General features: G+C 43.8%; 28 protein-coding genes, 1 tRNA gene, 1 rRNA gene, 2 pseudogenes and 1 riboswitch. Of the genes and pseudogenes, 27 read left to right on the plus strand and 5 right to left on the minus strand.

The annotated features are described in order from the left end of the window. Nucleotides 1-77: 77 nt before the first annotated feature. The 11 genes from rrf (at nucleotide 78) to JCM19037_RS23225 (ending at nucleotide 5,170) form a co-directional block, all read left to right on the plus strand. Nucleotides 78-194: ribosomal RNA gene (gene rrf, locus JCM19037_RS15720) — 5S ribosomal RNA — on the plus strand. Nucleotides 195-204: 10 nt separating this feature from the next. Beyond that, nucleotides 205-280 (plus strand) — tRNA-Met (locus tag JCM19037_RS15725). A 747-nt stretch (nucleotides 281-1,027) separates the two neighbouring features. Further along, nucleotides 1,028-1,204 (plus strand): hypothetical protein, encoded by a 177-nt coding sequence (locus tag JCM19037_RS25890; RefSeq protein ID WP_193744777.1) that lies wholly within the window; start codon nucleotides 1,028-1,030, stop codon nucleotides 1,202-1,204. Continuing rightward, a complete protein-coding gene (locus JCM19037_RS23215; RefSeq protein WP_373901060.1) occupies nucleotides 1,141-1,401 on the plus strand; it encodes an AIR synthase related protein in 261 nt (86 codons plus the stop codon). The genes JCM19037_RS25890 and JCM19037_RS23215 overlap by 64 nt, the downstream gene beginning before the upstream one ends. Then, nucleotides 1,398-2,000, plus strand: a complete 603-nt coding sequence (locus JCM19037_RS23220; protein WP_052363965.1) for a thiamine-monophosphate kinase — start codon at nucleotides 1,398-1,400, stop codon at nucleotides 1,998-2,000. The genes JCM19037_RS23215 and JCM19037_RS23220 overlap by 4 nt, the downstream gene beginning before the upstream one ends. 14 nt (nucleotides 2,001-2,014) lie before the next feature. Next, complete coding sequence (gene tsaE / locus JCM19037_RS15735) at nucleotides 2,015-2,470, plus strand: tRNA (adenosine(37)-N6)-threonylcarbamoyltransferase complex ATPase subunit type 1 TsaE (protein ID WP_042402817.1); 456 nt, start codon at nucleotides 2,015-2,017, stop codon at nucleotides 2,468-2,470. Further along, complete coding sequence (locus JCM19037_RS28665) at nucleotides 2,467-2,598, plus strand: hypothetical protein (RefSeq protein WP_255357926.1); 132 nt, start codon at nucleotides 2,467-2,469, stop codon at nucleotides 2,596-2,598. Before tsaE ends, JCM19037_RS28665 begins: the two co-directional genes overlap by 4 nt. Then, the gene (tsaB, locus tag JCM19037_RS15740; RefSeq protein WP_238544755.1) at nucleotides 2,585-3,169 is read left to right on the plus strand and encodes a tRNA (adenosine(37)-N6)-threonylcarbamoyltransferase complex dimerization subunit type 1 TsaB; all 585 of its coding nucleotides are present in this window, start codon (nucleotides 2,585-2,587) and stop codon (nucleotides 3,167-3,169) included. Before JCM19037_RS28665 ends, tsaB begins: the two co-directional genes overlap by 14 nt. A 16-nt stretch (nucleotides 3,170-3,185) precedes the next feature. Further along, nucleotides 3,186-3,632, plus strand: a complete 447-nt coding sequence (rimI, locus tag JCM19037_RS15745; RefSeq protein ID WP_238544760.1) for a ribosomal protein S18-alanine N-acetyltransferase — start codon at nucleotides 3,186-3,188, stop codon at nucleotides 3,630-3,632. Between the two features lie 16 nt (nucleotides 3,633-3,648). Further along, nucleotides 3,649-4,668 (plus strand): tRNA (adenosine(37)-N6)-threonylcarbamoyltransferase complex transferase subunit TsaD, encoded by a 1,020-nt coding sequence (gene tsaD / locus JCM19037_RS15750; protein WP_042402821.1) that lies wholly within the window; start codon nucleotides 3,649-3,651, stop codon nucleotides 4,666-4,668. Nucleotides 4,669-4,675: 7 nt separating this feature from the next. Beyond that, nucleotides 4,676-5,170, plus strand: coding sequence for a DUF1722 domain-containing protein (locus JCM19037_RS23225; protein WP_052363967.1), 495 nt, complete (start codon nucleotides 4,676-4,678; stop codon nucleotides 5,168-5,170). A gap of 44 nt (nucleotides 5,171-5,214) precedes the next feature. Here JCM19037_RS23225 and JCM19037_RS15760 read toward each other — a convergent pair whose 3' ends face one another. Both JCM19037_RS15760 and abc-f read right to left on the minus strand, forming a co-directional pair. Continuing rightward, nucleotides 5,215-6,390 carry an MFS transporter gene (locus JCM19037_RS15760; protein ID WP_042402825.1) on the minus strand — a complete coding sequence of 392 codons (1,176 nt, stop codon included), beginning with the start codon at nucleotides 6,388-6,390 and terminating at the stop codon, nucleotides 5,215-5,217. 79 nt (nucleotides 6,391-6,469) lie between these two features. Next, nucleotides 6,470-6,569, minus strand: a riboswitch (purine riboswitch). A gap of 23 nt (nucleotides 6,570-6,592) precedes the next feature. Beyond that, nucleotides 6,593-8,467, minus strand: coding sequence for a ribosomal protection-like ABC-F family protein (gene abc-f / locus JCM19037_RS15765; RefSeq protein WP_307189842.1), 1,875 nt, complete (start codon nucleotides 8,465-8,467; stop codon nucleotides 6,593-6,595). A 215-nt stretch (nucleotides 8,468-8,682) separates the two neighbouring features. On the opposite strand from abc-f, the gene JCM19037_RS15770 reads away from it, so the two are divergent. From JCM19037_RS15770 to tatC, 3 genes are read left to right on the plus strand one after another with little or no spacing between them, the layout of a single operon-like run. After that, nucleotides 8,683-9,324 carry a redox-sensing transcriptional repressor Rex gene (locus JCM19037_RS15770; RefSeq protein ID WP_042402827.1) on the plus strand — a complete coding sequence of 214 codons (642 nt, stop codon included), beginning with the start codon at nucleotides 8,683-8,685 and terminating at the stop codon, nucleotides 9,322-9,324. Nucleotides 9,325-9,342: 18 nt separating this feature from the next. Beyond that, nucleotides 9,343-9,504 carry a twin-arginine translocase TatA/TatE family subunit gene (locus JCM19037_RS24515; RefSeq protein WP_081829355.1) on the plus strand — a complete coding sequence of 54 codons (162 nt, stop codon included), beginning with the start codon at nucleotides 9,343-9,345 and terminating at the stop codon, nucleotides 9,502-9,504. Nucleotides 9,505-9,548: 44 nt separating this feature from the next. Continuing rightward, nucleotides 9,549-10,319: a twin-arginine translocase subunit TatC gene (gene tatC / locus JCM19037_RS15775; protein WP_042402830.1), complete on the plus strand. Its 771-nt coding sequence runs from the start codon at nucleotides 9,549-9,551 to the stop codon at nucleotides 10,317-10,319. 138 nt (nucleotides 10,320-10,457) lie between these two features. Here the strand turns inward: tatC and JCM19037_RS15780 are convergent, their stop codons facing one another. Both JCM19037_RS15780 and JCM19037_RS15785 read right to left on the minus strand, forming a co-directional pair. Then, nucleotides 10,458-10,646, minus strand: a complete 189-nt coding sequence (locus tag JCM19037_RS15780) for a DUF4305 domain-containing protein (RefSeq protein WP_042402832.1) — start codon at nucleotides 10,644-10,646, stop codon at nucleotides 10,458-10,460. Beyond that, nucleotides 10,643-11,263 carry a CPBP family intramembrane glutamic endopeptidase gene (locus JCM19037_RS15785; RefSeq protein ID WP_193744779.1) on the minus strand — a complete coding sequence of 207 codons (621 nt, stop codon included), beginning with the start codon at nucleotides 11,261-11,263 and terminating at the stop codon, nucleotides 10,643-10,645. Before JCM19037_RS15785 ends, JCM19037_RS15780 begins: the two co-directional genes overlap by 4 nt. A 385-nt stretch (nucleotides 11,264-11,648) precedes the next feature. Here JCM19037_RS15785 and groES point away from each other — a divergent pair, with 385 nt between their 5' ends. From groES to JCM19037_RS15820, 6 genes and pseudogenes are all read left to right on the plus strand, one after another. After that, a complete protein-coding gene (gene groES, locus JCM19037_RS15790; RefSeq protein ID WP_042402835.1) occupies nucleotides 11,649-11,933 on the plus strand; it encodes a co-chaperone GroES in 285 nt (94 codons plus the stop codon). Between the two features lie 54 nt (nucleotides 11,934-11,987). After that, nucleotides 11,988-13,624, plus strand: a pseudogene (groL, locus tag JCM19037_RS15795) (chaperonin GroEL). A gap of 510 nt (nucleotides 13,625-14,134) precedes the next feature. Further along, the gene (locus JCM19037_RS15805) at nucleotides 14,135-15,154 is read left to right on the plus strand and encodes a glycerophosphodiester phosphodiesterase (RefSeq protein WP_052363969.1); all 1,020 of its coding nucleotides are present in this window, start codon (nucleotides 14,135-14,137) and stop codon (nucleotides 15,152-15,154) included. Between the two features lie 198 nt (nucleotides 15,155-15,352). Continuing rightward, nucleotides 15,353-15,958, plus strand: coding sequence for a poly-gamma-glutamate hydrolase family protein (locus JCM19037_RS15810; RefSeq protein ID WP_042402841.1), 606 nt, complete (start codon nucleotides 15,353-15,355; stop codon nucleotides 15,956-15,958). A 142-nt stretch (nucleotides 15,959-16,100) separates the two neighbouring features. Then, nucleotides 16,101-17,618, plus strand: a complete 1,518-nt coding sequence (locus tag JCM19037_RS15815; protein WP_052363970.1) for an LVIVD repeat-containing protein — start codon at nucleotides 16,101-16,103, stop codon at nucleotides 17,616-17,618. Nucleotides 17,619-17,889: 271 nt separating this feature from the next. Further along, on the plus strand, nucleotides 17,890-18,171 hold the full coding sequence (locus tag JCM19037_RS15820) for a DUF3888 domain-containing protein (protein ID WP_152549100.1): 282 nt from the start codon (nucleotides 17,890-17,892) through the stop codon (nucleotides 18,169-18,171). Between the two features lie 42 nt (nucleotides 18,172-18,213). On the opposite strand, the gene JCM19037_RS24520 is transcribed toward JCM19037_RS15820, so the two are convergent. Next, nucleotides 18,214-18,390, minus strand: a complete 177-nt coding sequence (locus JCM19037_RS24520) for a YfhD family protein (RefSeq protein WP_081829356.1) — start codon at nucleotides 18,388-18,390, stop codon at nucleotides 18,214-18,216. Nucleotides 18,391-18,592: 202 nt separating this feature from the next. On the opposite strand from JCM19037_RS24520, the gene JCM19037_RS15825 reads away from it, so the two are divergent. From JCM19037_RS15825 to JCM19037_RS29505, 7 genes and pseudogenes are all read left to right on the plus strand, one after another. Beyond that, nucleotides 18,593-19,267, plus strand: coding sequence for a TrkA family potassium uptake protein (locus JCM19037_RS15825; protein ID WP_042402847.1), 675 nt, complete (start codon nucleotides 18,593-18,595; stop codon nucleotides 19,265-19,267). 13 nt (nucleotides 19,268-19,280) lie between these two features. Then, nucleotides 19,281-20,621, plus strand: a complete 1,341-nt coding sequence (locus JCM19037_RS15830; protein ID WP_042402850.1) for a TrkH family potassium uptake protein — start codon at nucleotides 19,281-19,283, stop codon at nucleotides 20,619-20,621. A gap of 195 nt (nucleotides 20,622-20,816) precedes the next feature. Beyond that, a pseudogene (locus tag JCM19037_RS30245) lies at nucleotides 20,817-21,822 on the plus strand (substrate-binding domain-containing protein). 15 nt (nucleotides 21,823-21,837) lie between these two features. Further along, nucleotides 21,838-22,839: a TRAP transporter substrate-binding protein gene (locus tag JCM19037_RS15840; RefSeq protein WP_042402854.1), complete on the plus strand. Its 1,002-nt coding sequence runs from the start codon at nucleotides 21,838-21,840 to the stop codon at nucleotides 22,837-22,839. A 12-nt stretch (nucleotides 22,840-22,851) separates the two neighbouring features. After that, nucleotides 22,852-23,205: a TRAP transporter small permease gene (locus tag JCM19037_RS15845; protein WP_042402855.1), complete on the plus strand. Its 354-nt coding sequence runs from the start codon at nucleotides 22,852-22,854 to the stop codon at nucleotides 23,203-23,205. Further along, entirely contained in the window at nucleotides 23,202-23,345 is a 144-nt protein-coding gene (locus JCM19037_RS25895; protein WP_193744780.1) for a hypothetical protein, read from the plus strand. Before JCM19037_RS15845 ends, JCM19037_RS25895 begins: the two co-directional genes overlap by 4 nt. Continuing rightward, nucleotides 23,342-23,788 (plus strand): TRAP transporter large permease subunit, encoded by a 447-nt coding sequence (locus JCM19037_RS29505; protein WP_307189843.1) that lies wholly within the window; start codon nucleotides 23,342-23,344, stop codon nucleotides 23,786-23,788. Before JCM19037_RS25895 ends, JCM19037_RS29505 begins: the two co-directional genes overlap by 4 nt. Nucleotides 23,789-23,802 lie beyond the last annotated feature (14 nt).

Below are 23,802 nucleotides of genomic sequence, written 5' to 3' on the forward strand. Positions count from 1 at the left end.
TTTTTCTAGATGCCTTGCATTATCTTTTTTTCCATGATATATTATTACACGTGGCGTTGAGAGACACCACAAACGAATCTGGTGACATTGGCAAAGAGGTCACACCCGTTCCCATGCCGAACACGGAAGTTAAGCTCTTTAGCGCTGATGGTAATTGGGGGGCAGCCCCCTGTGAGAGTAGGACGTTGCCAGGTTTTTTCACATCGCGGGATAGAGCAGTCTGGTAGCTCGTCGGGCTCATAACCCGGAGTCGGAGGTTCAAATCCTCCTCCCGCAACCAATTATTCTTTAGATTGTAGTACTCGAAGAGTGCAACCAATTAACTTTCGACACTACGTCGAATTTTTTTCTTCTCTGCGAGAAAGAATTGTAGTGCCTGGAAGGTGCAACCAATTTTACCCTCGACACTACGTCGGCTAAACTTCGAAGCAAGAGGGGATAGTGGTACTGAGTGAGTGCAAACAATTAATATTTAGATTGTAGTACTAGGAGAGTGCAACCAAATTACTTTCGACACTACGTCGAATTTTTCCATCTCTGTGAGAAAAGGTTGTAGTGCCTGGAAGTTGCAACCAAAAATACATAGCTCAATTAAACATACAAACGACAAATCGTTTGTTTTTTTGTGTTTAAGCGAACCTACTCATGTGACGATGCTGCAGATTTTTAGTGTCCAACGAAAGCATAACGCTAAGTAACTGTGTGTGCCTATTTGCGATAATGATCCACTGCATAGAGTAACAACGACAAAAAATTAGCGTTCGCAATGGGTCGGGCTCTGCTCGATAATGTGTGTGGGGATTTTACTTATTATTATCCAGAACACTTACGAAATCCCACCGTAAACGCGCTTATGTTGGCATTTACGGTTCTTATGTGGGGATTTTGGAAAAATGAGAGAAGTTCTTCCTCCAAATACCCTCATGAACCGCATTTTGGGGCAGTTTTACAATGCGTGTACTTTCGTGTACGTGCACCAATTGTATGCTAGAATATTGGTTATGAGCCTTGACTTAAAGGGGTATAAATGATGGATGAATTTCGCTTAATAGAACGGATTCATAATATAATTGAAGATAAACAGCCAGGTGTGCGTGTCGGAATTGGGGATGATGCAGCATTATTCAGCCAAATGCTGAATTGGAGACGATCTGTTGTGTCGACACGCTATGCGAAGGTGTGCATTTTAAACGATCAACGATGAAACCGGCAGACATTGGCTATAAGGCGCTCGCTGTAAACATTAGTGATGTAGCTGCAATGGGTGGAAAGCCTAAATACTATCTTGTATCCATTGCTGTTCCTCGTGGTTGGTCTGATGATGAAGTTCTTGAAATTTATGATGGAATGCAAAGCTTGGCACAGCAACAAGGGTTCATCTCATTGGCGGTGACAGTGTGACATCAAAAAGTGAACTATACATATCTGTGACGGTTCTCGGTGAAGTGGCAAAGGGAAGGGCGTTACTTCGAAGTAGTGCACGCGTCGGTGATGTTGTTTTCGTTACGGGTTCATTAGGAGGTTCAGCTGCAGGTCTCGAGCAGTTATTAAATCAAGATGCTAACCCGAACAAAGCATTTGTTGAGGCGCATCAACGACCGCTGATGCATACTGGGGTTGCGCAAATGTTCACCGAGAATTCAACGAGAATGGCATTGAATGACATCAGTGATGGTTTATCAAGTGAAATATGGGAGATTGCTGAAAGTAGTGACGTTCATATTGAACTTGAGGAAAGCAACATCCCGATGCCAGAGTTGATGGAAGAGACGTTTGGGCGCGAACGATCTTTACGGTTTGCCTTTAACGGTGGTGAGGATTTTCAATTGCTAGGTACGGTTTCGAAAGAGGATTGGCCACGTATTGCTGAAGAGGCAAAACGTATAGGAGATCCACTTACAATAATCGGTCATGTCATCGGAAAAGGTGCAGATGTGACGTTAAACTCGACCACACAAAAAACACGCCTTGTGCGTGAAGGATATACACATCGTTCTTGAATAGAGGTGAGGGCATGAGAGAATACGAAATATTGACGAATGATACAGAAGAAACGATGCGTCTAGGGGAACAGCTAGGACAAGTCGCCAAACCAGGGGATGTTTATACGTTGGACGGGGATTTAGGTGCAGGGAAAACGCATTTTAGTAAAGGCTTTGGAAAAGGCCTGGGTGTTCAAGGGAATATCAATTCTCCAACATTTACCATTATCAAAGAGTATAAAGGAAGGCTTCCTTTTTACCATATTGACGCGTATCGCTTGGACGAGAGCGATGAGGAAGATCTCGGTCTCTCTGAATTTGTTGATGGAGACGGAGTAACAGTCATTGAATGGCCATCACGATTGAGCGTACCATTGCCTGAAAATACCGTTCATATTACCCTCCAACGACTTGGAGAGCAAGAGCGACGTTTACAAATCAAAACAAATGCTTTGCATTATACATCTGTGTTGGAGGTGTATGAATGATGATTCTTTCTATGGATACATCCACGTATGTGTTAGGTACTGCAATCGGTACAAACAGCGAGATTGTTGCAGAGTGGACGACGTACAAAAAAAGAAAATCACTCTCTTCGCCTCATGCCAGGCATTGATGAGGTGATGAATCAAGCGAATCTGGAAATGAAAAATCTAACCGGCATTGTTGTGACGACGGGTCCTGGATCATATACAGGGGTGCGTATCGGCGTCGCTACGGCTAAGGCGATGGCGAGTTCATTGGACATCCCCTTATATGAAGTATCTTCACTTGAGCTGTTAGCCCAAAATGGGAAGTATACGAGCACCGTGATTTGTCCGTTTATTGATGCTAGACGAGGGCAAGTATATGCTGGTTTGTATGAATCAAATGATGGAGAAGTTTCTCAAATCCGTGAGGACGAGCTTGTGCTGATGAGTGATCTGCTAAAAGAACTGGACACGCTCGAGCGCAACGTTCTTTTTCTAAGTTTAGATCTAGAAAACCATAAAGAACAAATCCAAGAAGTTCTTGGCGAACGAGCAATATTTGGAGGCGCGACAGACAACCGCACGAAGCCAAGTGAGATGATCCATTTGGCAAGTAAAAAAGATGCTGCAACGAATGTAGACACGGTTGTCCCCCGGTATTTGCAATTGGCAGAGGCGGAGAAAAATATCCAGAAAGAATCTCGTGATGATGGGTAATGGTGCTCGCGAATTGGTGAACATTAGACGGATGACGGTTGCTGACATACCGGCAGTACTCATCGTTGAACAGGACGTATTCACGATGCCGTGGACAGAGCACGCATTTGTTAATGAGCTTGTGAAGAATCCGTTTGCTCATTATTTCGTGTTAGAGTTAGACGCACGAATCGTCGGATATGGTGGTGTTTGGCTCGTCATGCAAGAAGCGCATATCACGAATTTTGCTATCCATTCTTCCGTGCAAAGGCATGGGTATGGTGAACAGTTATTTCAAGAAGTTTTGGAGACGGCAAAGCAATACGATACGAGAAAGATGACGTTGGAAGTTCGCACGAGCAACACGGCGGCACAACGGTTATATGAGAAATTTGGATTTGTGAAGACGGGGATCGAAAAAGGATATTATACGGATACAAAAGAGGACGCTTTTGTTATGACGCTTGAAATGGAACCTAGTTAGAGAGGAAGATGGAGCATTGTTAACCCCTACAATTCTTGCTATTGAGACGAGCTGTGATGAGACAGCCGCAGCAATCGTTCGAGGTGGAAAAGAGATCTTGAGCAATCAAGTAGCGTCGCAAATTGCGATTCATGAACAATTTGGAGGCGTTGTGCCAGAGGTTGCCTCTCGTCACCACGTTGAAAATATGACAACGGTGATCAAGCATGCACTAGCTGAAGCGAACCTTACGTATGATGATATTGATGCTGTGGCGGTTACTGAAGGCCCTGGCCTAGTAGGTGCTCTGTTAGTCGGTGTGAATACGGCTAAAGCGGTTGCGTATGCACACAACTTACCACTGCTTCCAGTTAATCATATTGCAGGTCACATTCATGCGGCGAACTTGGTTGATACGATTGAATACCCTGCGATGGCACTTGTTGTTTCAGGTGGACACACGTCTTTAGTCTACATGGAGACAGAGGGAAGTTATGAGGTTATTGGCGAGACAAGAGATGACGCTGTTGGTGAAGCATATGACAAGGTAGCTCGCACCATTGGTCTACCGTATCCAGGCGGACCACACATTGATCGGCTCGCCAGAGAAGTGGAACCAACGATCGATTTTCCTAGGTCATGGTTAGAGGAAGATACGTATGATTTTAGTTTTAGCGGATTGAAGTCATCGGTCTTAAACTATGTGCACAATCAAAAGCAAAGAGGCGAAGACATTCACGCAGAAGATATTGCAGCGAGCTTTCAAGCAAGTATTGTTGAGGTCCTCGTAGAAAGGGCATCGCGAGCGGCGCTCTCTTATGACACGAAACAGCTCATTGTTACAGGTGGAGTGGCTGCAAATCAAGCGATACGCAGTGCTATGAAAGATAAGATGGAGCGTATCGGTGTGCAACTCATCATCCCACCTTTATCTTTATGTACGGATAATGCAGCCATGATTGGTGCAGCCGCGTTTGTAGAATGGAAAAAGAAGAACGTTGCTGATTTGAAATTGAATGGGGTACCAAACCTTGCTCTTACTACAGATGTGAGGTGAAAACAGAATGTCACGAATTACTTCTCGAAAGGCGGTATCTAAAGCCGCTGAAGCTGTATGGGCAGCAAATAAATACTTCGTCCTCGCTTGCTCACAATCAGCATATCGGGACATTCGCCATCATTTACGTCCAAACGAACGCGATGTGAATGCTGCGTTTCTTCGGTTAAAGGAAATTGACAGGACGTATAGAGGAGTGCCGTCCGCGGACTTGCCTGAGCTGTCCAATGCGCTCTACCACCTGCTCGGATACTTTAAATCTGATTTACTCACCGAAGAGCGTCAATATCTTCATACTCGAGTAAAAGAAGATCCTGAGGAAGTTCTCGAGAAACTGGAGACGTACACATTTGCGTATGATAAGACGTATTTAAAAAGTTGCCGCCTATGGCAACGTGATCGTTCTTTCTCCCTTGTCCCTGTTGGTTTAAAGATTGAAGGAGAGCTAAGCGAAGCTTACGTTTGGGACTGGCAAGGAGATTATATTTGCGATGATAATTGATTAAAAAGCCAGCCTATAGGTCGACTATAGGCTGGCTTTTTGTGTCACTTTACTTCTGCTGACTGTTGAGTATAGTTCAGTTGTGGTCTGCGTAATGAGACGACTGCAAAACCAAATGCAATTAGAACGAGAACCGCTCCGAAGCTTGCGAGACTCATTACTGTTCCTGTAAATGCAAGTACGAGTCCTCCAACTGCTGAACCGATGGAGATTCCAAATTGCAAAGCGGAAGTGTTTAAACTTTGCTGGATGTCGGATGTTTTTGGCGCCGATTGAATTAAATAGTTTTGCATTGCCGGAGTGAGTGCCCAGCTTAGGCCACCCCATAATGCGGTAAACACGAGGAACATTAATAGATATCCGGTCGTGAAAGGGATGACGAACAGCACGACGGCAAATGTGGATACGACAGCAAGTATGGACGTTCTTGATCCAAACTTGTCACTGAGTACACCGCCGAGTGCATTCCCGCCAATAGATGCTACACCAATGATTAGATAAGAAATACTAATCCATAGCGGTTCCATCTGAAACGCTTCTTCAAGAAATGGTGTGAAATACGCATAAAGCACGTAGTGACCGGCGAGCATGAACAACGTAACTAAATGAGCAGTGCTAATCTTGATGCTTTTCAACGATTGTACTTGCTCACGGATCGGTACAACTTTCTCCACAGGCATCTTCTCAATGAGCAAGCTCACAAGAATAATTGAAAGCAAAGATAGAAGGGCAATGCCTAAAAAGACCGTTCTCCAATCCAATACTTCTGTTAGGAATATACCTACTGGGACACCAAAAACGAGAGAAGAGCTGATTCCCATAAACACAAGGCCAATCGCTTTTGCCCGATGGCTAGGTTTTACAATTTTCGCTGTTATGGTTAACGATAAGACGACAACTAGAGCCGTACTCATGGCTGTAATAACACGGGCAATCATAACGAGAGCGAAAGTCGTACTAAAGTACGTCATGATATTTCCAAGGGTAAAGATAATGAGTGCAATGATATATAATTTCTTCCGTTCAACTTTCGCAGTTATTGAGATTAATACAGGTGCTGAAATTGCGTAAACAAGGGCAAACACGGTAATGAGCTGACCAGCAGATGCAATGGTTACATCCAAATCAGCAGCAATGACAGGCAGTATACCCCCAACGATTAACTCCACGAGACCGACTGAAAAAGCTGCGGCGGCGAGAATGTACACTCTCCAATTCATACAAACAACCTTCTTCCTGTTTAGTAGTGATGGCGTTCATCATCGTTCAGGAAGACATAAAAAAATTCCTGATTACAAAAATGAAAACAGCCATTTTTGTAATCAGGAATTATCGGTTCCTGGTAGAGACCCTCAAACCATATCATTGAGGTTATACAACAGTTGATTATATTAGCACATGTCTTAAGCATTGGCAATCGTTTTATGATTGCAATTCCTGCCATTCTTCCAGGAGTTCTTCAATCTTTCGTTCATTTTGTTCGATATCTTCTTGGATCTTTGTCGCCCGAGCGAAGTCTTCGTATACGTCGGGCTGGAGAATAAGTGCTTGTAATTGTTCGGTTTCCGCCTCTAGTTGTTCAATTGCTTCTTCTAACGTATCAATCTGTCTTTGGCGTTTGCGCGCTTCTCGTTTATCTTCTTTGCCTTGCATAAAATCTTTCTTTGCGGTTTGCGATGATTCAGGTGGGGCGGCATTTACTACACGGTCGTCAGTAAGTTCAGCAAGTCGCAGTCGTTCCCGCTCTGCTTCTTCTTCTTTTTTCTCTAAATAATAGTCATAGTTTCCGAGGTATTCAATAAGGGAGCCTTCATGAAATTCTAGTGTTCGTGTAGATAAACGGTTTAAGAAATAACGATCATGCGAAATGAATACGCTCGTCCCTGGATAATCCAACAATGCCTCTTCAAGTACTTCCTTACTGTCGAGATCCAAATGGTTCGTCGGCTCATCAAAGAGTAGCAAGTTTGCCTTTTTCATCATCAGTTTAGAAAGAACAAGTCGTGCTTTCTCCCCGCCACTCAGACTGTGGACAGGTTTTAGCACATCTTCCCCACTAAATAAGAAACGACCGAGAACCGTACGGATGTTCCGTTCATACACATGGGGATACTCGTCCCAAAGTTCTTGAAGCACGGTTTTATTCGCGTTCAAATCACGCTGTTCTTGGTCGTAATACCCTACAGTTACTTTGCTCCCGTGCAGCACATTTCCGTTTTCGGCTTCAAGACGCCCACCGAGGATCTTCAAGAGCGTGGACTTCCCAGTGCCATTCGGTCCAATCATCGCAACACTCTCACCGCGTGTAATCGCTAGATTCACTCCGGTGAGAACGGGCAAGTCACCATACGAAAATGAGAGGTCTCTCACACTGATCACATCATTTCCGCTCTTTTGTTCAATATCAAAAGAAATCGATGCACTCTTTTGATCAGAGAGGGGAGCGTCGATTCGATCCATTCGTTCTAATTTTCGGCGACGGCTTTGTGCACGTTTCGTCGTAGAAGCGCGAACGAGGTTTTTTTGGACAAAAGTTTCGAGCTGTTCAATTTCTTCTTGTTGTTTGTCATACGCTTTTTGTTGTAATTCTCGACGTTTATCGCGCTCAATGAGGTAATCTGTGTAATTGCCTGTAAAGACGGTCGCTTGCAAATGGGCAATTTCATATACTTTTGTTACGATTCGGTCAAGAAAATAACGGTCGTGGGAAACGACGAGAACAGCGCCATCATAGCCGTTTAAGTAATTCTCTAGCCAAGATAGTGTATGAATGTCCAGATGGTTCGTCGGCTCATCAAGAATGAGCAAGTCTGGTTTTAATAAGAGAAGTTTGGCGAGTGCCAATCTTGTCTTTTGACCACCACTAAGCGTCTGAACTTTTTGGCTGTAATGTAAGTGATCGAAATTTAACCCAGATAGGATGCTGCGAATGTCTGCTTCATAACGGAAGCCACCCTTGTTTTGAAAGGCTTCTTGTTTGTCGTCGTATTCTTTCAACGTCTGTTCATACCGCTCTGGATCCTCAAACACTTTCGGATCAGATATTTGTTCTTCAAGTGCTCGGAGCTCATGTTGAAGCTTAATGACTTGTTCATACACGGTAAGCATCTCGTCCCAAATGCTGCGTGTAGAATTCATGCCCGTGTCCTGGGCGAGAAAGCCGACGTTCACCGATTTGGGCATAATCACTTCACCGCTGTCATAAGACATTTCACCGGTAATAATTTTGAGTAGTGTTGTTTTTCCACTACCGTTGCGGCCAACGAGCGCAACACGTTCCCCGCTTTTGATTTCCATTTTTATATCTTGTAATATGAGTCGACTCCAAATGATTTCGAAATTCGGTCACATTGCAGTATGATCAATGGGCTCATCCTTTTACGCAGACATCTGCGAGACTGTTTAGTCTAACGTTATAAGACAACGTCGGATAGGTCAAGCGTACAGCGACTTTGGTGAAAACATGTTATAATACTAGCTGTAAAGAGAAGACCGATCGTGAGGGAATGCCTATGGAGGAACAACAGAAAATACCCCAGGCAACAGCTAAGCGCTTGCCTTTATATTATCGTTATCTTGAGAACCTATATGGTTCTGGTAAGTTACGCGTGTCCTCAACAGAATTGAGCGAAGCGGTGAAGATTGACTCAGCAACCATTCGAAGGGATTTTTCGTATTTTGGCGCTCTAGGTCGTAAAGGATATGGTTATGATGTTCATTATTTGTTATCATTTTTCCGCAAAACACTCGATCAAGACGAGACGACACATGTTATATTAGTGGGTGTTGGGAACTTAGGCAAAGCGTTGCTTAACTATAACTTTGCCAAAAACAACAACACGCAAATCGTTCGAGCATTTGACAATGATCATTCACTTGTCGGTCACGAAATCGGCGGGGTCACCATTAGTCATATGGATGAACTAGACGAAAAGGTAACAACCGACATTAAAGCGGCAATCCTCGCCGTTCCGTCAGCTGTTGCACAAACGGTTGCAGATCGCTTGGCAAATACAGGTATTCAAGGCATTATGAACTTTACTCCTACGAGACTGAGCGTTCCTGATCACATCCGTTTGCATCGCATTGATCTTTCGATTGAATTGCAATCTTTAATATACTTTCTCAAACATTACCCTCTACAAACAAAGTAATATAAAGGAGGAGACACTATGAATATTGGATTTGGCAGTATACTCGTAATCCTCATAGCTGCACTCATCGTCTTTGGTCCGAATAAGCTTCCTGAAGTAGGACGTGCGACGGGAAGTGCCGTACGAGAGTTCCGAAAGGCAACTCAGAACGTTCTTAACGATACGAAGAAGAATAAATAGATGGAGAACACAATGATTATGATTTGGATGAAGGACGGGTGTAGATGAAACAACAAGACATGACTTTTCTCGCCCATTTTGAAGAACTGCGCAAACGATTAATTATCGTTGCGATTTATCTTGTTGTCGGTATGGCTGGAGGATTTCTAGCTGCGCCTACGGTCATTGAATACTTACAAAATATCCCACAAGCCCAAGACTTCCCGATGAACGCCTTTCAGCTTACTGACCCGTTGCAAGTGTATATTAACTTTGCTTTTGTCATCGGTTTAATCTTAATTGTGCCAGTCATTTGGTATCAAATGTGGGCATTTGTTTCCCCAGGTTTGGCGGATAAAGAGAAGAAGATTACGTTATCTTATATCCCACTTGCGGTTTTGCTTTTCCTCGGTGGTATTGCCTTTTCTTATTATATCCTCATTCCTTATCTATTAGAGTTTTTAGCTAGTATCGGGGACCGACTCAACATTACAGAGCAATACGGAATTAAAGAATACTTTTCTTTCTTATTTCGGTTAACGATTCCGTTTGGGTTCTTATTCCAGCTGCCGGTGCTCATTATGTTCTTAACCCGGCTCGGCCTCATTTCGCCGATGTTTTTGCACCGAATTCGGAAGTACGCCTACTTCGTACTCATTGTTATCGCAGCATTTATTACGCCACCGGAACTGATTTCCCACCTTATGGTTACCGTACCGTTATTGCTACTTTATGAATTAAGCCTCGTCATCTCTAGGGCGGTTTACAAGAAACGATTAAAAGAAGAAGCTGAAGCACAACGGCAAATGGCAGAGTCTGACACATATTCAGAGTAAACCTAAAAAAACTGAGCTCATTCAACTTGGAATGGGCTCAGTTTTATTTTCGTAAAATCATACGTATGTACAGCAAACGACTGTGAAAGGTGATATTCGCCCCAACCATTCGTGGTTGGGGCGAATCGAAAGCGTTCATCATTGATTGCTTTGGCTTTGTTTTCGTTTTTGTAAGTTGTGCCAGGCGAGCATGTAATCAGCCGCGGCAATGCCTATAAATAAAACCGAAAAGAATTCCCAGCCTTCCGTTTGTACATGAACGATCGCAAACATAACAAACAAATTCCCGACTAAGAAATACAATACCGCTAGAATAAGCGGATTCATGAGAAGAACACGCCAATTAACGGTGTAATGAACTGCGTCATCTGCTCAACATTTTCCATCATTTCCAAAACGTCATAGCCTAGATACTCAAGAAGGATCGGTAATGAGGCGACGGCGTTCATGAGACAGTGTGCGATGATCGGGACGATAATGCGGTTCGACATCACATAGACGAAAGCAAAGGCAAAACCTGCTCCTGCATAGACGAAAATATTCGCGATCTCCATGTGAACAATGGAGAAGGCTAAGGAACTCAATCCAGCAGCAAAGAAGAAGTTCATATGTTTGTATAACTTGCCGAAAATCACTTGTCTAAACAAAATCTCTTCCATGATCGGACCGAAAATGACAACCGCAAGCAACATAATTGGAACCGAACTCATGACTTCTAATAACATCATCGTGTTCTCAGATTCACGGGGGGCTCCGTATAACCCAGACTGAATAGCAAATCCGAGGTTCTGACCAATGAGCGCAAGAGCGACACCGGCAAAGATCCAACCAATCGTTGGCCCTATATTAGAACGGGGTTTCTCCGGTCTCATGAGCGGATGTGCGTTTCGAATAAGCAACATCATCGTAACTGCACCGAGGAAAAACGGAATGACGACAGCCATGGACATGGCTGTTTCTAACTCATGTTAGAAAATAAACCAAACACAATGCTCAACGTCAGCGATAGCACTTGGGCAACAATAAATGCGATCACAACGAGCCAGTATCGTAGCGTGTAACTCAAGGAACAAAACTCCTTTAGGTTCGGGAATTAAGAAAAAGCAATTCTATTGTAGCATGTCACAACGCGTATTGTCTGAAACAACATTCGTAACAAAAAAATTTCGTCAACCACTTGCAAAATTTAGGTGAAACTTTTATTATTGAAAGTGGAATTAGCACTCGTCGTGAGTGAGTGCTAATAAATCCCTTGTACAGTCACTGAACCCAGTATAACAACTGAAGAAGAGACGTGCTTACAACATAACTCAAAGGAGGTTGTTTTCCTTGTTAAAACCATTAGGTGATCGTGTTGTTATTGAACTAGTTGAGCAAGAAGAACAAACAGCGAGCGGGATTGTACTTCCTGACTCTGCTAAAGAAAAGCCACAAGAAGGTAAAGTTGTAGCTGTTGGCACAGGTCGTGTCACTGAAAACGGTGAGAAAGTAGCTCCAGAAGTAAGTGAAGGCGATGCGATTATCTTCTCTAAATACGCAGGAACAGAAGTAAAGCACGGAGACAATGAATATTTGATCTTACGTGAAAGTGATATTTTAGCCGTCATCGGTTAAGGAAGTTTCTCTTAGGCTCGCTGCCTAGATACATTTATTTAGGAGGTAATTTCAATGGCTAAAGATATTCGTTATAGTGAAGACGCACGCCGCGCAATGTTAAGCGGTGTTGACCAACTCGCAAATACAGTTAAAGTTACACTCGGACCTAAAGGACGTAACGTTGTTCTTGAAAAGAAATTCGGTTCACCACTGATTACAAATGATGGTGTGACGATTGCAAAGGAAATTGAGCTTGAAGACAACTTTGAAAACATGGGTGCACAACTCGTATCCGAAGTTGCGAGCAAGACAAACGACATTGCCGGTGACGGTACAACGACGGCAACGGTTCTTGCACAAGCGATGATCCAAGAAGGACTTAAAAACGTTACATCTGGTGCAAACCCAATGGGCGTTCGTCGTGGAATCGAAAAAGCTACAGCAGTTGCTGTTGAAGAACTTCAAAAGATTTCCCGGGAAATCGAAGGTCGCGACTCGATTAAGCAAGTAGCATCTGTTTCTGCAAACGACGAAGAAGTTGGCGAATTTATCGCTGAAGCGATGAGCCGTGTTGGAAACGACGGCGTTATTACTGTTGAAGAATCAAAAGGATTCACAACAGAGCTAGAAGTCGTAGAAGGTATGCAATTCGACCGTGGATATGCATCACCTTACATGGTTACGGATAACGAGAAGATGGAAGCAGAGCTTGAGAATCCTTACGTCCTCATTACAGACAAGAAGATCTCAAACATTCAAGAAGTTCTTCCAGTTCTTGAGCAAGTTGTTCAACAAAACCGTCCTATCCTCATCATCGCTGAAGATGTGGAAGGCGAAGCACTTGCAACACTCGTGCTTAACAAACTTCGTGGAACATTCAACGCTGTCGCTGTGAAAGCACCAGGCTTTGGTGATCGTCGTAAAGCAATGCTTGAAGACATCGCAGTTCTTACAGGCGGAACAGTTCTTACAGAAGATCTTGGACACGACTTGAAGTCAGCAACGATTGACCAACTCGGTCGCGCGTCTAAAATCGTTGTTACAAAAGACAACACAACAGTTGTTGAAGGTGCAGGAGCGCCTGACCAAATTACAGCTCGTGTAAACCAAATCAAATCACAAGCAGAAGAAACAACTTCTGAATTTGATAAAGAAAAACTTCAAGAGCGTCTTGCGAAGCTTTCTGGTGGGGTTGCTGTCCTTAAAGTAGGTGCAGCTTCTGAAACAGAAATGAAAGAACGTAAGCTACGCATTGAAGATGCTTTGAACTCAACACGTGCAGCGGTTGAAGAAGGCATGGTTTCCGGTGGTGGTACAGCATTTGTTAATGTGTACAACTCTGTTAAAGCGATCCAAGCTGAAGGAGACCAAGCAACAGGTGTCAACATCGTTCTTCACGCGCTTCAAGCACCTGTTCGTCAAATTGCACACAACGCTGGCTTGAAGGGTCTGTCATTGTTGAGCGTTTAAAGACAGAAGAAATCGGTGTTGGTTACAACGCGGCAACAGACGAGTGGGTAAACATGTTCGACGCAGGTATTGTTGACCCAACAAAAGTAACGCGTTCAGCACTCCAAAACGCAGCCTCTGTATCTGCTTTGTTCCTAACAACAGAAGCAGTCGTTGCCGACCACCCAGAGCCAGAAGGCGCCGGCGGCGGAATGCCTGACATGGGCGGCATGGGCGGCGGAATGCCAGGAATGATGTAGTTCCGGCATTCGAGCTAAATAAATTCAACCCCGAGCTAAATTCTATGAATTTAGCTCGGGTTTTTACTGTTTCAAAGGTTAACTTGCAGGTAGTGAGGTGGGTGAGGACGGATTGTCGAAAGTGTGGACACCTGTGTCGAGTATGTGCACATCTGTGCCGAAAGTGTGCACTTCGCTGTCGAATATGTGCACATCCATGTCGAAAACGTGCACACCCGTGTCGAAAGCGTGCACATGGAATTGTACCTATGGGGTAGACACATACTGGTTGGAGATTTGACACACGTCGATGCAAGGGACGTACATATGGTGCAAACCTTTACACTCATTCTTTTCTTAAATACGGCTAAAATTCGGGGCTTTGTTCAAGTTACCTGTAACAACAATGTCCAACGTCACTTATTCTCCATATATCAGCATCAACTCTTAGTTGCAGAACGAGTAGTTTTCTACTAGTATTTATTATGTTTAAATCATACTAAATATATTACACACTAGGAGGTTTTGCACATGAGAAAGTCATGGCATATGGGTATTGGGACTGTCGGTTTAGTTGCAATAATGACGGCCTGCAGTTCTGATGAAGAGGAAGCAGATGTTGAAACAGGGGATGGGCATGAAACTGAGGAGATAGCAGAAGTAGATGAAGACGAAGAAGCAGAGGATGCAGATGAAGAAGTTGAACAGATGACCGCTCCAGATGATTTCGCTGTTATTGCTCACCGCGGGGCGAGCGGGTATGCTCCGGAAAGTACTGAGTATGCCTTTGATCTTGCACTAGAAATGGACGCAGATTATTTAGAGTTTGACGTGCAAATGACCGCTGATGGCGAGCTTGTTGCTTTTCATGATGATGAAATAAGCCGAACGACAGACGGAGAAGGAGCGATTGGTGATTATACGCTTGAAGAGCTGAAGGAACTAGATGCCGGCTCTTGGTTTAATGAAGAGTATCCAGAGTATGCAGATGAGGCGTATGAAGGCGCAGAAATTCTCACTGTCGAAGAGATTATTGAGTTGTATGGACCTGACGAGAATTATTACATTGAAACGAAATCACCAGAAATTAACCAAGGAATGGAAGAGCCACTCGTTGAGATTGTCGAAGAGGCAGGGCTTGTGGACAACGGAACGGTGCTTTTGCAGTCATTCAGCCCGGAGAGTTTGAAAATGATGCATGAACTTAATGCCGATATTCCACTCATACAACTGCTATGGTGGGAAGTGGATGAAGAAACAGGAGAAATAGAGGAGTGGCTAGATGTCACACCCGCTCCAGTAGATATGACAGATGAACATTTTGAAGAGATCGGCTCATATGCCGCAGGTATTGGCGCACATCTCGACTATTATGATGGTACAGAAGTAATTGATGAAGCATTTGTTCAACAGTCATTGGACCATGGATTTCATTTTCATGTGTATACGGTAAATGATCAAGACGATATGCAACGTCTCGTCGATTGGGGCGTAACCGGGATTTTCACTGATTTCCCTGACCAGCTTCATGAAGTGCTAGAGAATGGATGAACAAGTGTAGAATAGAATGAAGAAACCGAGCATATTAGCGTGTATGCTCGGTTTTCTTGGGTTTTAAGTGAAAATGCGATAAAATCCCATCATAGACTCAGATCATAAAGAGACAAAATAAACAATAATAGAATTCAGCTTCTGAGTTAGTGGTGGTTGTTTTTTTGAAGGTCGTTAATTTAAATAAGGAGCCTAACGATGGATCGATATGAAACGTATGATGAACTTAAAATGCAACATATAAAAGGGCAAGACTACGATATTCAAGTATGTGCCAAGCAACGGATGATTATTGCGCCCCATGGCGGTGGGATTGAACCAGGTACGAGTGAACTTACTAGGTTGCTCGCAGAACGCACGGGTATGGGCTTCTACATATTTGAAGGTAGGCAAAAATCAGGTAATGCGGACATGCACATCACATCGACCCATTTTGATGAACCGATGGGTGTACACGTGGTGGGCGAATCAACAACAACACTTGCTATACATGGGTATCTTGGAAAGCCTGAACAAAGAGACACAATCATTGGAGGACGTGATGAACAGCTAAAAAGGGAGACGCTGTGCGCACTACAAACCGCAGGATTTACTGCGCGTATTGCAGAGCAGGGAACGCTGTTCTCGGGACAATCACCGAGAAACATCGTCAATAAGAATCAATGTTTTCAAGGTGTACAATTAGAGATTAGTCTCGCGCAGCGGATGATGTTTTTTCACAACTTCACACTCCCACACCGAATGGAATCGAGGACTGAGGAATGTTTGTCGTACGTCACTGCTTTGAGTGCAGTATACCGTTGATTTCTATAATATAGAAGATCGATGCAGTGGTAATGCGGTTCTAAAGAATCAATAATTAATAATTTTAGAAAAATATACTATTTCATTAAAAAAAGTAAAAATATTACAATTGAAGCGATACTCAATTTAGGAGGGATGGCTTTTGTTGTATAAAATGTTTAAGCGAACTGCCATTGTAGGAGGCGCTGCAATGCTTGCGCTCGGTGCACCTGTTGCTCATGCGTGTAACCTTGGCCCAGAGGAGCATGGGCAGGGGATCGTTAAACCTGTTGAACCTGGTCCTTCGCACGCGAGCGGAGAAGCGTCTATTACAGTTCAGCAAGGGCAATTCACTAATGTCACTGAAGTTGCAGCTGTTGAACTAAAGGAGATTGATGGGCAGAGTGTGACGACTGCAGACGTGTATGCGCATAAAGATCATGCATACTTAGGAACACACCGGGGGGCAAGATCCAATGAGGGCGTTCGTGTGTTTGATATGACGGACCCAGAAAATCCAGAAGAGGTGAGTGTATTTGCAAATGACATCCCTGGTACTTGGCAGGAAAAAGTCATTGTCAAGTCGGTGGACACACCCCATTTTACAGGGGACTTAGCTGTCGTTAGTCTACAAAAATACAATCAAGATGAAACTGAACAATCTGGCACGGCGATTTATGATGTTACCAATCCAGAAAGACCCGAACAACTTGGCTATTATGAGCTTCCTGCTGATGTACTAACAGGCACGCACGAGTTGTATTTGACGACGCAAGAAGACCGAGCCATTCTTCTAACGGCGAACATTTATGCGGATTTTTATACCGAGGGTGACTATCATGATTTCACAATCGTTGATGTGAGCGACCCGGAGAACCCAGAGCACCTTCACAATTGGGATCCGAGGGAATTGATTCGTGCTAATGATTTTGATGGAATGAATTACACGGATGAAGAAGGGGCCGAACGTTCCGCATTTGCACATAGCGTCATTACCGATCAGGCAGGAGATTATGCATACATCTCTTATTGGGATTTAGGTACTGTTATTATGGATATTCGCAATCCTGAAGCGCCAGAAGTAGTCGGTCATACGAGTTTTGAACGAGATGTCCAAGGTGCTGCGCACTCCGCCGCGCTCGCTCATGATGATACGATTCTCGTAGAGACAAGAGAAGTATTTGAGCCAGATCCAGACGATCCAGAATTCGAAAGAGGATGGGGATACACCCGAATTTATGACATCTCGGATAAATCAAACCCAGTTCTTATCAGCGATATTCGTTCAGATAACTCTCAAGAACAAATTGATCCAGAAGAAAGGGAGCGAGGAACGTATACCGTACATGACCCTAAAGTTGAGGGAGATAAGCTGTATCTCTCCCACTATTCTGATGGTATACGCATGATTGACTTATCCAATCCCCATCATCCGAGAGAAGTAGCGTCTTATGTACCCGATGCGGCCAATGTGTGGGGAGTGTTTATTTACGGAGACTACATTCTTGGTTCCGATATGGGCAGTGGGTTGAAAGTGCTCGATGTGAACTGGGGTAATGCTCCTGGTGGGCCGCCGACATATACTACCCCTTTTACAGCCAAACCATCTGAACCAGAATCTACATTAGGCGTAAAGCCTTTCGTCTTTGCAAAAATACAACAGATCTTACCGTTTCACTAGAGTAGTTCAGAACACATGATGATTAACTAGTCATGTTATTGATGTAAAACCGCCAACGTTCGCTTTAAACGTTGGCGGTTTTTGTGATTCACCTAAGAGGCCGACACTTCTATAATCACATGTGGCGTCCATTTCTTACGAGTTGGTGTTTCATTTAGCAAAAGGGTAATTTTAACTTCGATAAAAATTCTAACTTTCGGGGAAATTAACCGCTGAGGTGAGTGCGGATGAAAAACTGCGAGCTGTTTTTTGGGCTATCGTTGTATGTACGATGACTACAACATTGGCAAATGCAAAGGAAGATGTATACGAATCGCTCATTACCCCTTATGCTGAAGAACTGTTTGGCATCGGTGAGCAGCATCATGATTTGTTAGCTTTAGAAACGAATAACGAAGATAACGAATTCGTGACGGTTACAGCCACGTATTTAACCTACTACGGCGACCACGATCCGCCGAACACGATTGATATGATCACGTTTATTATAGAGAATGAGGACGTTGAAGTGGTTGATCATTCGTCAGAAGTGGTCTGTTATACGAAATCGTAGCCAATGCGCACACACAATGATAAGCGTGTGCGCACTTGGCGATTAATGACTCCGCTTGTCAGCTTCTTCAGCGCGACGTTTTGCAACAAGGTCATCATGGTCAGCCAGCTCTGAAGAATATTCTACATCTTGCCCATCAGTTTCTTTAAGTGCTTCAGGGGTTTGAGATAGCTTGGACTTGTCTTTTCGTTTATTGTTTTTTGATTGTCCTCTTGTCATAGGAGCCTCCTTTCATGAATAGGCTGTCAAACTGCTGAACATTTATGCAAATAGCTCTTGACTTACATCGAATAACGTTTATAATCACTTGTAATACATAGCTGTTTTTTGGTGGAGCCTGTCAATCTGGGGGAATTTATGCCCTTTTGACAGTTTTTTTATGTACCATGTGCATATTGTAAAAAGGATAGGAGGCAGTCACTTGAAAAGAAAACAATTTGTCGTCATCGGTTTAGGGAGATTTGGCGTTAGTGTAACAAAAACATTGATCGGCAATGGTCATGAAGTGCTAGCCATCGATATTGATGAACACAAAGTTCAAGAAATATCAACAGATGCAAGTTATGCTGTTCAAATTGATGCAACCGATGAAGTCGCGCTGGAACAGCTTGGCATTCATAAATATAGTCATGCGATTGTCGGTATTGGAGAAGACCTACAAGCAAGCATCCTCATTACATTATTGCTCAAGGAAATGGAAGTTGAAAAGATTACCGCCAAAGCAAAAGATGAGCACCACGGTAAAGTACTTACAAAAATTGGTGCAGATCAAGTTATTTTTCCTGAAAGAGATATGGGGAGGCGTCTAGGCAACCTTATCGGATCGAATCATCTCGTTGATTACTTGGAACTGTCAGATGATTATCACGTCGAGGAAATTCTCGTGCAAAAGGGGATGAGTCATTGGAAGATTGAAGATTTAGAGGTCAACCGCAAATACGGTTGTACAATCGTGGCCATTAAAGATCGAAAGCAAAACATCGACATCTCCCCTAAGCAAGATCGAGTGCTTCGAGAAGGGGATATATTAATTCTTATCGGAAAACCCAAGTCGATTCAAAAAATGCAGAAGGATTACGATAAGACAGTAAAGTAGAGAAGGTGCACAGGTGAGACTCCACAATAAAGATATTCACATTAATCCCCCTCAGTGGATTATTATCGGATTTCTCTTCTTAATTATGATTGGGACGGTGCTTCTGCTGTTGCCATCGTCTTCTGCAGGTCCAACAAGTATTGGATTTACCGATGCGTTGTTCACCTCCGTATCGGCAGTTTGTGTGACCGGTTTGGCGGTAGTTTCTACTGGTTCAGATTTATCTTTGTTTGGGCAAACGGTCGTTATGGTTCTCGTTCAACTCGGTGGACTAGGATTCATGGTGTTTGGGATTTCGGTAGCGATTCTACTTGGTAAAGTGACGGGTTTAAAGTACCGACAATTGCTACAGACGACAACGAATTCCCTGTCTGCGAGGGGATTGTTACGAATCGCAATGATTGTCTTACTGTTTGCCCTTTTATTAGAAGGGGGGAGTACACTTGTTCTAACGTGGAGATGGCATGAAGAGTTAGGGCTGGCAGATGCCTTCTATTATGCATTGTTTCATTCGGTTGCAGCATTTAATAATGCCGGTTTCTCCTTGTTCGATCAGAGTATGGAACAGTTTGTCGGAGATCCTACCGTTAACCTTAGCCTCTCCACGTTGTTTATTGTCGGTGGTTTAGGGATTATGGTCATAGCCGACGTATACAAAACGAGGAATTTCCGCTTTTTGTCTCTACATTCTAAAGTCGTACTCACTACGTCAGCGGCACTTCTCGTCTTTGGTTTTGTGGCGTTATTTCTTTTAGAGCTATGGAATCCAGCTTCGAACGGGTTATCTGTATCGGAGCGGTTATGGGCTGCTTATTTTCAAAGTGCCACCCCCCGTAGTGCGGGGTTTAATACGGTAGATATTGGCAGTATGCTCGTTGCCTCACAATTTCTCATCATCGTGCTCATGTTTATTGGTGCATCATCTGGTGGCACAGGTGGCGGAATAAAAACGAATACGTTTGTTGTTTTGTTGTTGGCCATGTTCAATACATTTCGAAGTGGCAATCAAGTGCATGCGTTTAAGCGAACGATTGCGATGGAAACGATCATGAGAGCTCTTGCAGTCGTCGTGAGTTCACTTGCGTTTATCATTGTTGCGACGCTCATCCTTACTGTAACGGAAGGGATTAATGACGTTTATTTTTTAACCGTTCTATTTGAAGTGGTATCCGCATTTAGTACGACAGGCTTGTCAATGGGCTTTACAGATGAGCTATCAACAGTTGGAAAAGTAGTCATCATGATTACGATGTTTGTTGGCCGTTTAGGGCCGCTAGCATTGGCGTACGCTCTCACGTATCAACAGACGGTAAGCCGAGCAAGCTACCCGAAAGATCAAGTGTTGATCGGATAAACCTGAACAGCGTGACGCTCCTTGGAGAGAGAGTCACGCTGATTTTTTTGTGGGAATCTTAAATAATATGTTGTAAAACCGCTTTCACCAAGCTACAATATAACGGAATCATAAATCGATTTAGTTACAAGCGTTTCTTTGGATGCGCTTCCTTTTTTACACAGAGATAAATCGGTTTAGTTATGGAGGTGTTTGATGGGTAAAGTGACGATGGCGGACGTTGCCGCGTTAGCGGAGGTGTCCAAAAGCACCGTTTCACAATATATGAACGAACGTTTTCACTATATGAGCCATGAAACAAAAAAGAAAATTGAACGAGCGATTGATGAGTTGGGATATAGTCCGAATGGGGTTGCGCGAAGCTTGCGTCAGAAGAAAACGCGAACGATCGGTGTGATCGTTGCGAATATTTTGCACGAATTCTCTACTGGAATCGTTCGGGCAATTGAAGATACGTGCCATGCGAATGACTTCCATGTGATCGTTTGCAACGCAGATGACCAACCGGAAAAGGAGAAGCATTACATTGATATGCTTCGGGCAAAGCAAGTTGACGGTCTAATCGTCCTTCCAACGAGTGATAATCAAGCATTGTTCACACAATTAGTGGAACAGCACTACCCCCTCGTTTTTTTAGACCGATTGATTGAAGATGTTGAAGTCAATGCGGTCTTATCCGATAACTTAGAAGCCGTTAGGCTTGCTGTGGAGGAGCTAGTCGGAAAAGGGTATGAGAAAATCGGCTTAATTACTCAACCGATCAAACATCACATTACCCTCGGGTGGAACGTAAGGATGCCTACTATCAAGTGCTAAAAAATTTAGGGGTCCATGTAGATCAGGCACTTGTACGAAGCGCTGAGTCGATGACGTACAAAAGGTAATGCAACAGATGATGAGTGAATTTCCCCCAGATGCTGTCATTGCCGGAAATGATCGGGTGCTTCAAGAGATTCTCAAATACATTCAATCTGAAAAACTGTTCGTTCCAGAAAAGCTCGCTGTGATTGGTATTGATGATGTTTCCTTCGCAGAATTCTTTAATCCACCTTTAACAACGGTCGCTCAACCGACATTTGCGATGGGTAGAAAAGCTGCAGAGCTACTTTTAGCGGAGATCGAGGACAGTGAACAAGGATTACGAGAAAAGAATACGTACCGGTTACAACCCGTATTGAACGTCGATTATCTTGTTAATTGACAAGGAGGAGAATGCATGAAAAAGTTCGGATTGATGAGTCTAGTAACGGTAATCGCATTAGCAGGTTGCCAGTCAGAGGACGTGGCTGGAGATCCAGGGGATCCTAAGAAACTCATTCTCGCTACACAATTGGATGAAAGTAGTCCGTTTGCTGTTGGATTTCGAGAATTCCGTGATGCAATTGAAGAGACATCGGATGGCGCAATTACAGCAGAATTACATACAAATGGATCGCTAGGAGGTAATGAGGACACGTTGTTGCAAAGCATCGCCACCGGAGGCGTCGATATGACCGTTGTGTCACCAGGTTTTATGACACAAGTGCAACAAGAAGTTGACTTGTTTTCTATGCCATATTTATTCACAAGTTATGAACATTGGTTGGCCGTTGTCGATGGGGACATTGGTGAAGAGATGAGCCAGATGGTAGAAAGCGAGACGAACCTCCAAGTCCTCGGATACTGGACAGCAGGAGTACGGCAATATTACGGGGCACAGCCAGTGGAAGAGGTGGAAGACCTTCGTAATGTGAGCATCCGTACCCAAGATTCACCTGGTATTCAAGACAGTTGGTCTGCACTTGGCGCGCTCCCTGTAAGCGTTGCTTGGGACGAAATGTATCAAGCGTTGCAAAACCGTGTGGTTGATGCTTCAGAAAATGACTTTACGAACGTTTATCAGTCTAGTCACCATGAAGTGACGCCCTACATCTCCCTTACTGACCACGATTTTACGACGCGTTTCTTTTTAACGTCAGACGTTGTAATGGAGAGGTTTACCGATGAAGAACAAGAAATGATTGAGATCGCTGCTGAGGTTGCTACAGAAGCGGCAAGGGAAGCGGATTTACAACTCGCAGAATCTTCTTTAGAAGCACTAGAAGATGAGGGTGCAATCGTGAACGAAGTAGATATTGAACCATTCATTGAGCAGACACAGTCGGTACGTGAACGAATCGCAGAAGAGCTCGATGCAGTCGAGCTATACGAAGCAATTCAAGAGTTGGCCGACCAATAAGGAGGAGTGGAAATGAAAACATTACTGAACGGCATTGAATACGTATTTATGCGTGCGGCTGCTCTGTTTTTTATCGTGTTTGTCGTTTGCATATTTTTACAGCTGCTCTCTCGCTATGTTCCGACCATCACGTTACTTTGGCCTGCAGAAGTCGCAACGTACGCGTTTATTTGGATGGTTTTTTTAGGAGCAGCGGTGATGGTCTATCATCAAGAGCATTTTAAAATTGATTACTTATTTGAAAAGTTACAAGGCCGCGCGCTCCTAACGGTGAAGATGATTAGTCATATACTCATCGGAGGGTTTGGTTTAATGATGATCGTCCATGGCTCAAGCTTGTACAGTTGTTCTGGGAGTGGACCGTGAATACGTTACCAGAGCTACAACAAGGGTATTTGTGGCTTGCGCTTCCAGTTGCAGGATTCGGAATGCTACTCTTCTCCATTGGAAACGCGATCGAAGATGGCAAAGCTTATCAGCTTGAGAAAGGAGGAGAAACCGGATGACCGGCATCATTCTCGTTGCACTTTTCATTTTATTATTGTTTTTAGGTGTGCCAATTGCTTTTACGCTAGGGATTGTCGCATTTGTTGGGATTTGGATGCTAGATTCGTTGCCACTTCAAGTAGTGATGCAAAGCATGTTTTCCGGTCTTGAATCGTTTATCTTGCTCGCGGTTCCACTCTTCATTCTCGCAGCAAACATTATGAATCAAGGAAAAATATCCGAAAAACTTATTAATTTAGCTGTGTCGATGGTTGGGCATATCCGTGGAGGATTGGCGCAAGCGAACATTGTGGTGTCCATGTTCTTCGGAGGCATCTCAGGTTCTGCTCAAGCGGATACAGCTGGTGTTGGTAAGATTCTCATTCCGAGCATGATTAAAGAAGGATATAGCAAAAGTACCGCCGTCGGTACGACGCAGCCTCATCCACGATGGGGATGTTAATTCCACCAGTATTC

Origin of the sequence: Geomicrobium sp. JCM 19037, assembly GCF_000698105.1 — a bacterium.
Lineage (GTDB): Bacteria > Bacillota > Bacilli > Bacillales > Marinococcaceae > Geomicrobium_A.

Bases quoted from the DNA above. Each gene is read 5' to 3' on its own strand.
- JCM19037_RS15810 (WP_042402841.1), top strand. From the start codon at position 15,353: ATGGATCGATATGAAACGTATGATGAACTTAAAATGCAACATATAAAA.
- tsaE (WP_042402817.1), top strand. From the start codon at position 2,015: ATGAGAGAATACGAAATATTGACGAATGATACAGAAGAAACGATGCGT.
- JCM19037_RS25890 (WP_193744777.1), top strand. From the start codon at position 1,028: ATGATGGATGAATTTCGCTTAATAGAACGGATTCATAATATAATTGAA.
- JCM19037_RS15785 (WP_193744779.1), bottom strand. From the start codon at position 11,263: ATGGCTGTCGTCATTCCGTTTTTCCTCGGTGCAGTTACGATGATGTTG.
- JCM19037_RS15840 (WP_042402854.1), top strand. From the start codon at position 21,838: ATGAAAAAGTTCGGATTGATGAGTCTAGTAACGGTAATCGCATTAGCA.
- JCM19037_RS24515 (WP_081829355.1), top strand. From the start codon at position 9,343: ATGAATATTGGATTTGGCAGTATACTCGTAATCCTCATAGCTGCACTC.
- JCM19037_RS28665 (WP_255357926.1), top strand. From the start codon at position 2,467: ATGATGATTCTTTCTATGGATACATCCACGTATGTGTTAGGTACTGCA.
- JCM19037_RS15845 (WP_042402855.1), top strand. From the start codon at position 22,852: ATGAAAACATTACTGAACGGCATTGAATACGTATTTATGCGTGCGGCT.
- JCM19037_RS29505 (WP_307189843.1), top strand. From the start codon at position 23,342: ATGACCGGCATCATTCTCGTTGCACTTTTCATTTTATTATTGTTTTTA.
- JCM19037_RS24520 (WP_081829356.1), bottom strand. From the start codon at position 18,390: ATGACAAGAGGACAATCAAAAAACAATAAACGAAAAGACAAGTCCAAG.
- tsaB (WP_238544755.1), top strand. From the start codon at position 2,585: ATGCCAGGCATTGATGAGGTGATGAATCAAGCGAATCTGGAAATGAAA.
- JCM19037_RS23225 (WP_052363967.1), top strand. From the start codon at position 4,676: ATGTCACGAATTACTTCTCGAAAGGCGGTATCTAAAGCCGCTGAAGCT.
- JCM19037_RS15760 (WP_042402825.1), bottom strand. From the start codon at position 6,390: ATGAATTGGAGAGTGTACATTCTCGCCGCCGCAGCTTTTTCAGTCGGT.
- JCM19037_RS15820 (WP_152549100.1), top strand. From the start codon at position 17,890: ATGACTACAACATTGGCAAATGCAAAGGAAGATGTATACGAATCGCTC.
- JCM19037_RS15805 (WP_052363969.1), top strand. From the start codon at position 14,135: ATGAGAAAGTCATGGCATATGGGTATTGGGACTGTCGGTTTAGTTGCA.
- abc-f (WP_307189842.1), bottom strand. From the start codon at position 8,467: ATGGAAATCAAAAGCGGGGAACGTGTTGCGCTCGTTGGCCGCAACGGT.
- JCM19037_RS15780 (WP_042402832.1), bottom strand. From the start codon at position 10,646: ATGAATCCGCTTATTCTAGCGGTATTGTATTTCTTAGTCGGGAATTTG.
- tatC (WP_042402830.1), top strand. From the start codon at position 9,549: ATGAAACAACAAGACATGACTTTTCTCGCCCATTTTGAAGAACTGCGC.
- JCM19037_RS15770 (WP_042402827.1), top strand. From the start codon at position 8,683: ATGGAGGAACAACAGAAAATACCCCAGGCAACAGCTAAGCGCTTGCCT.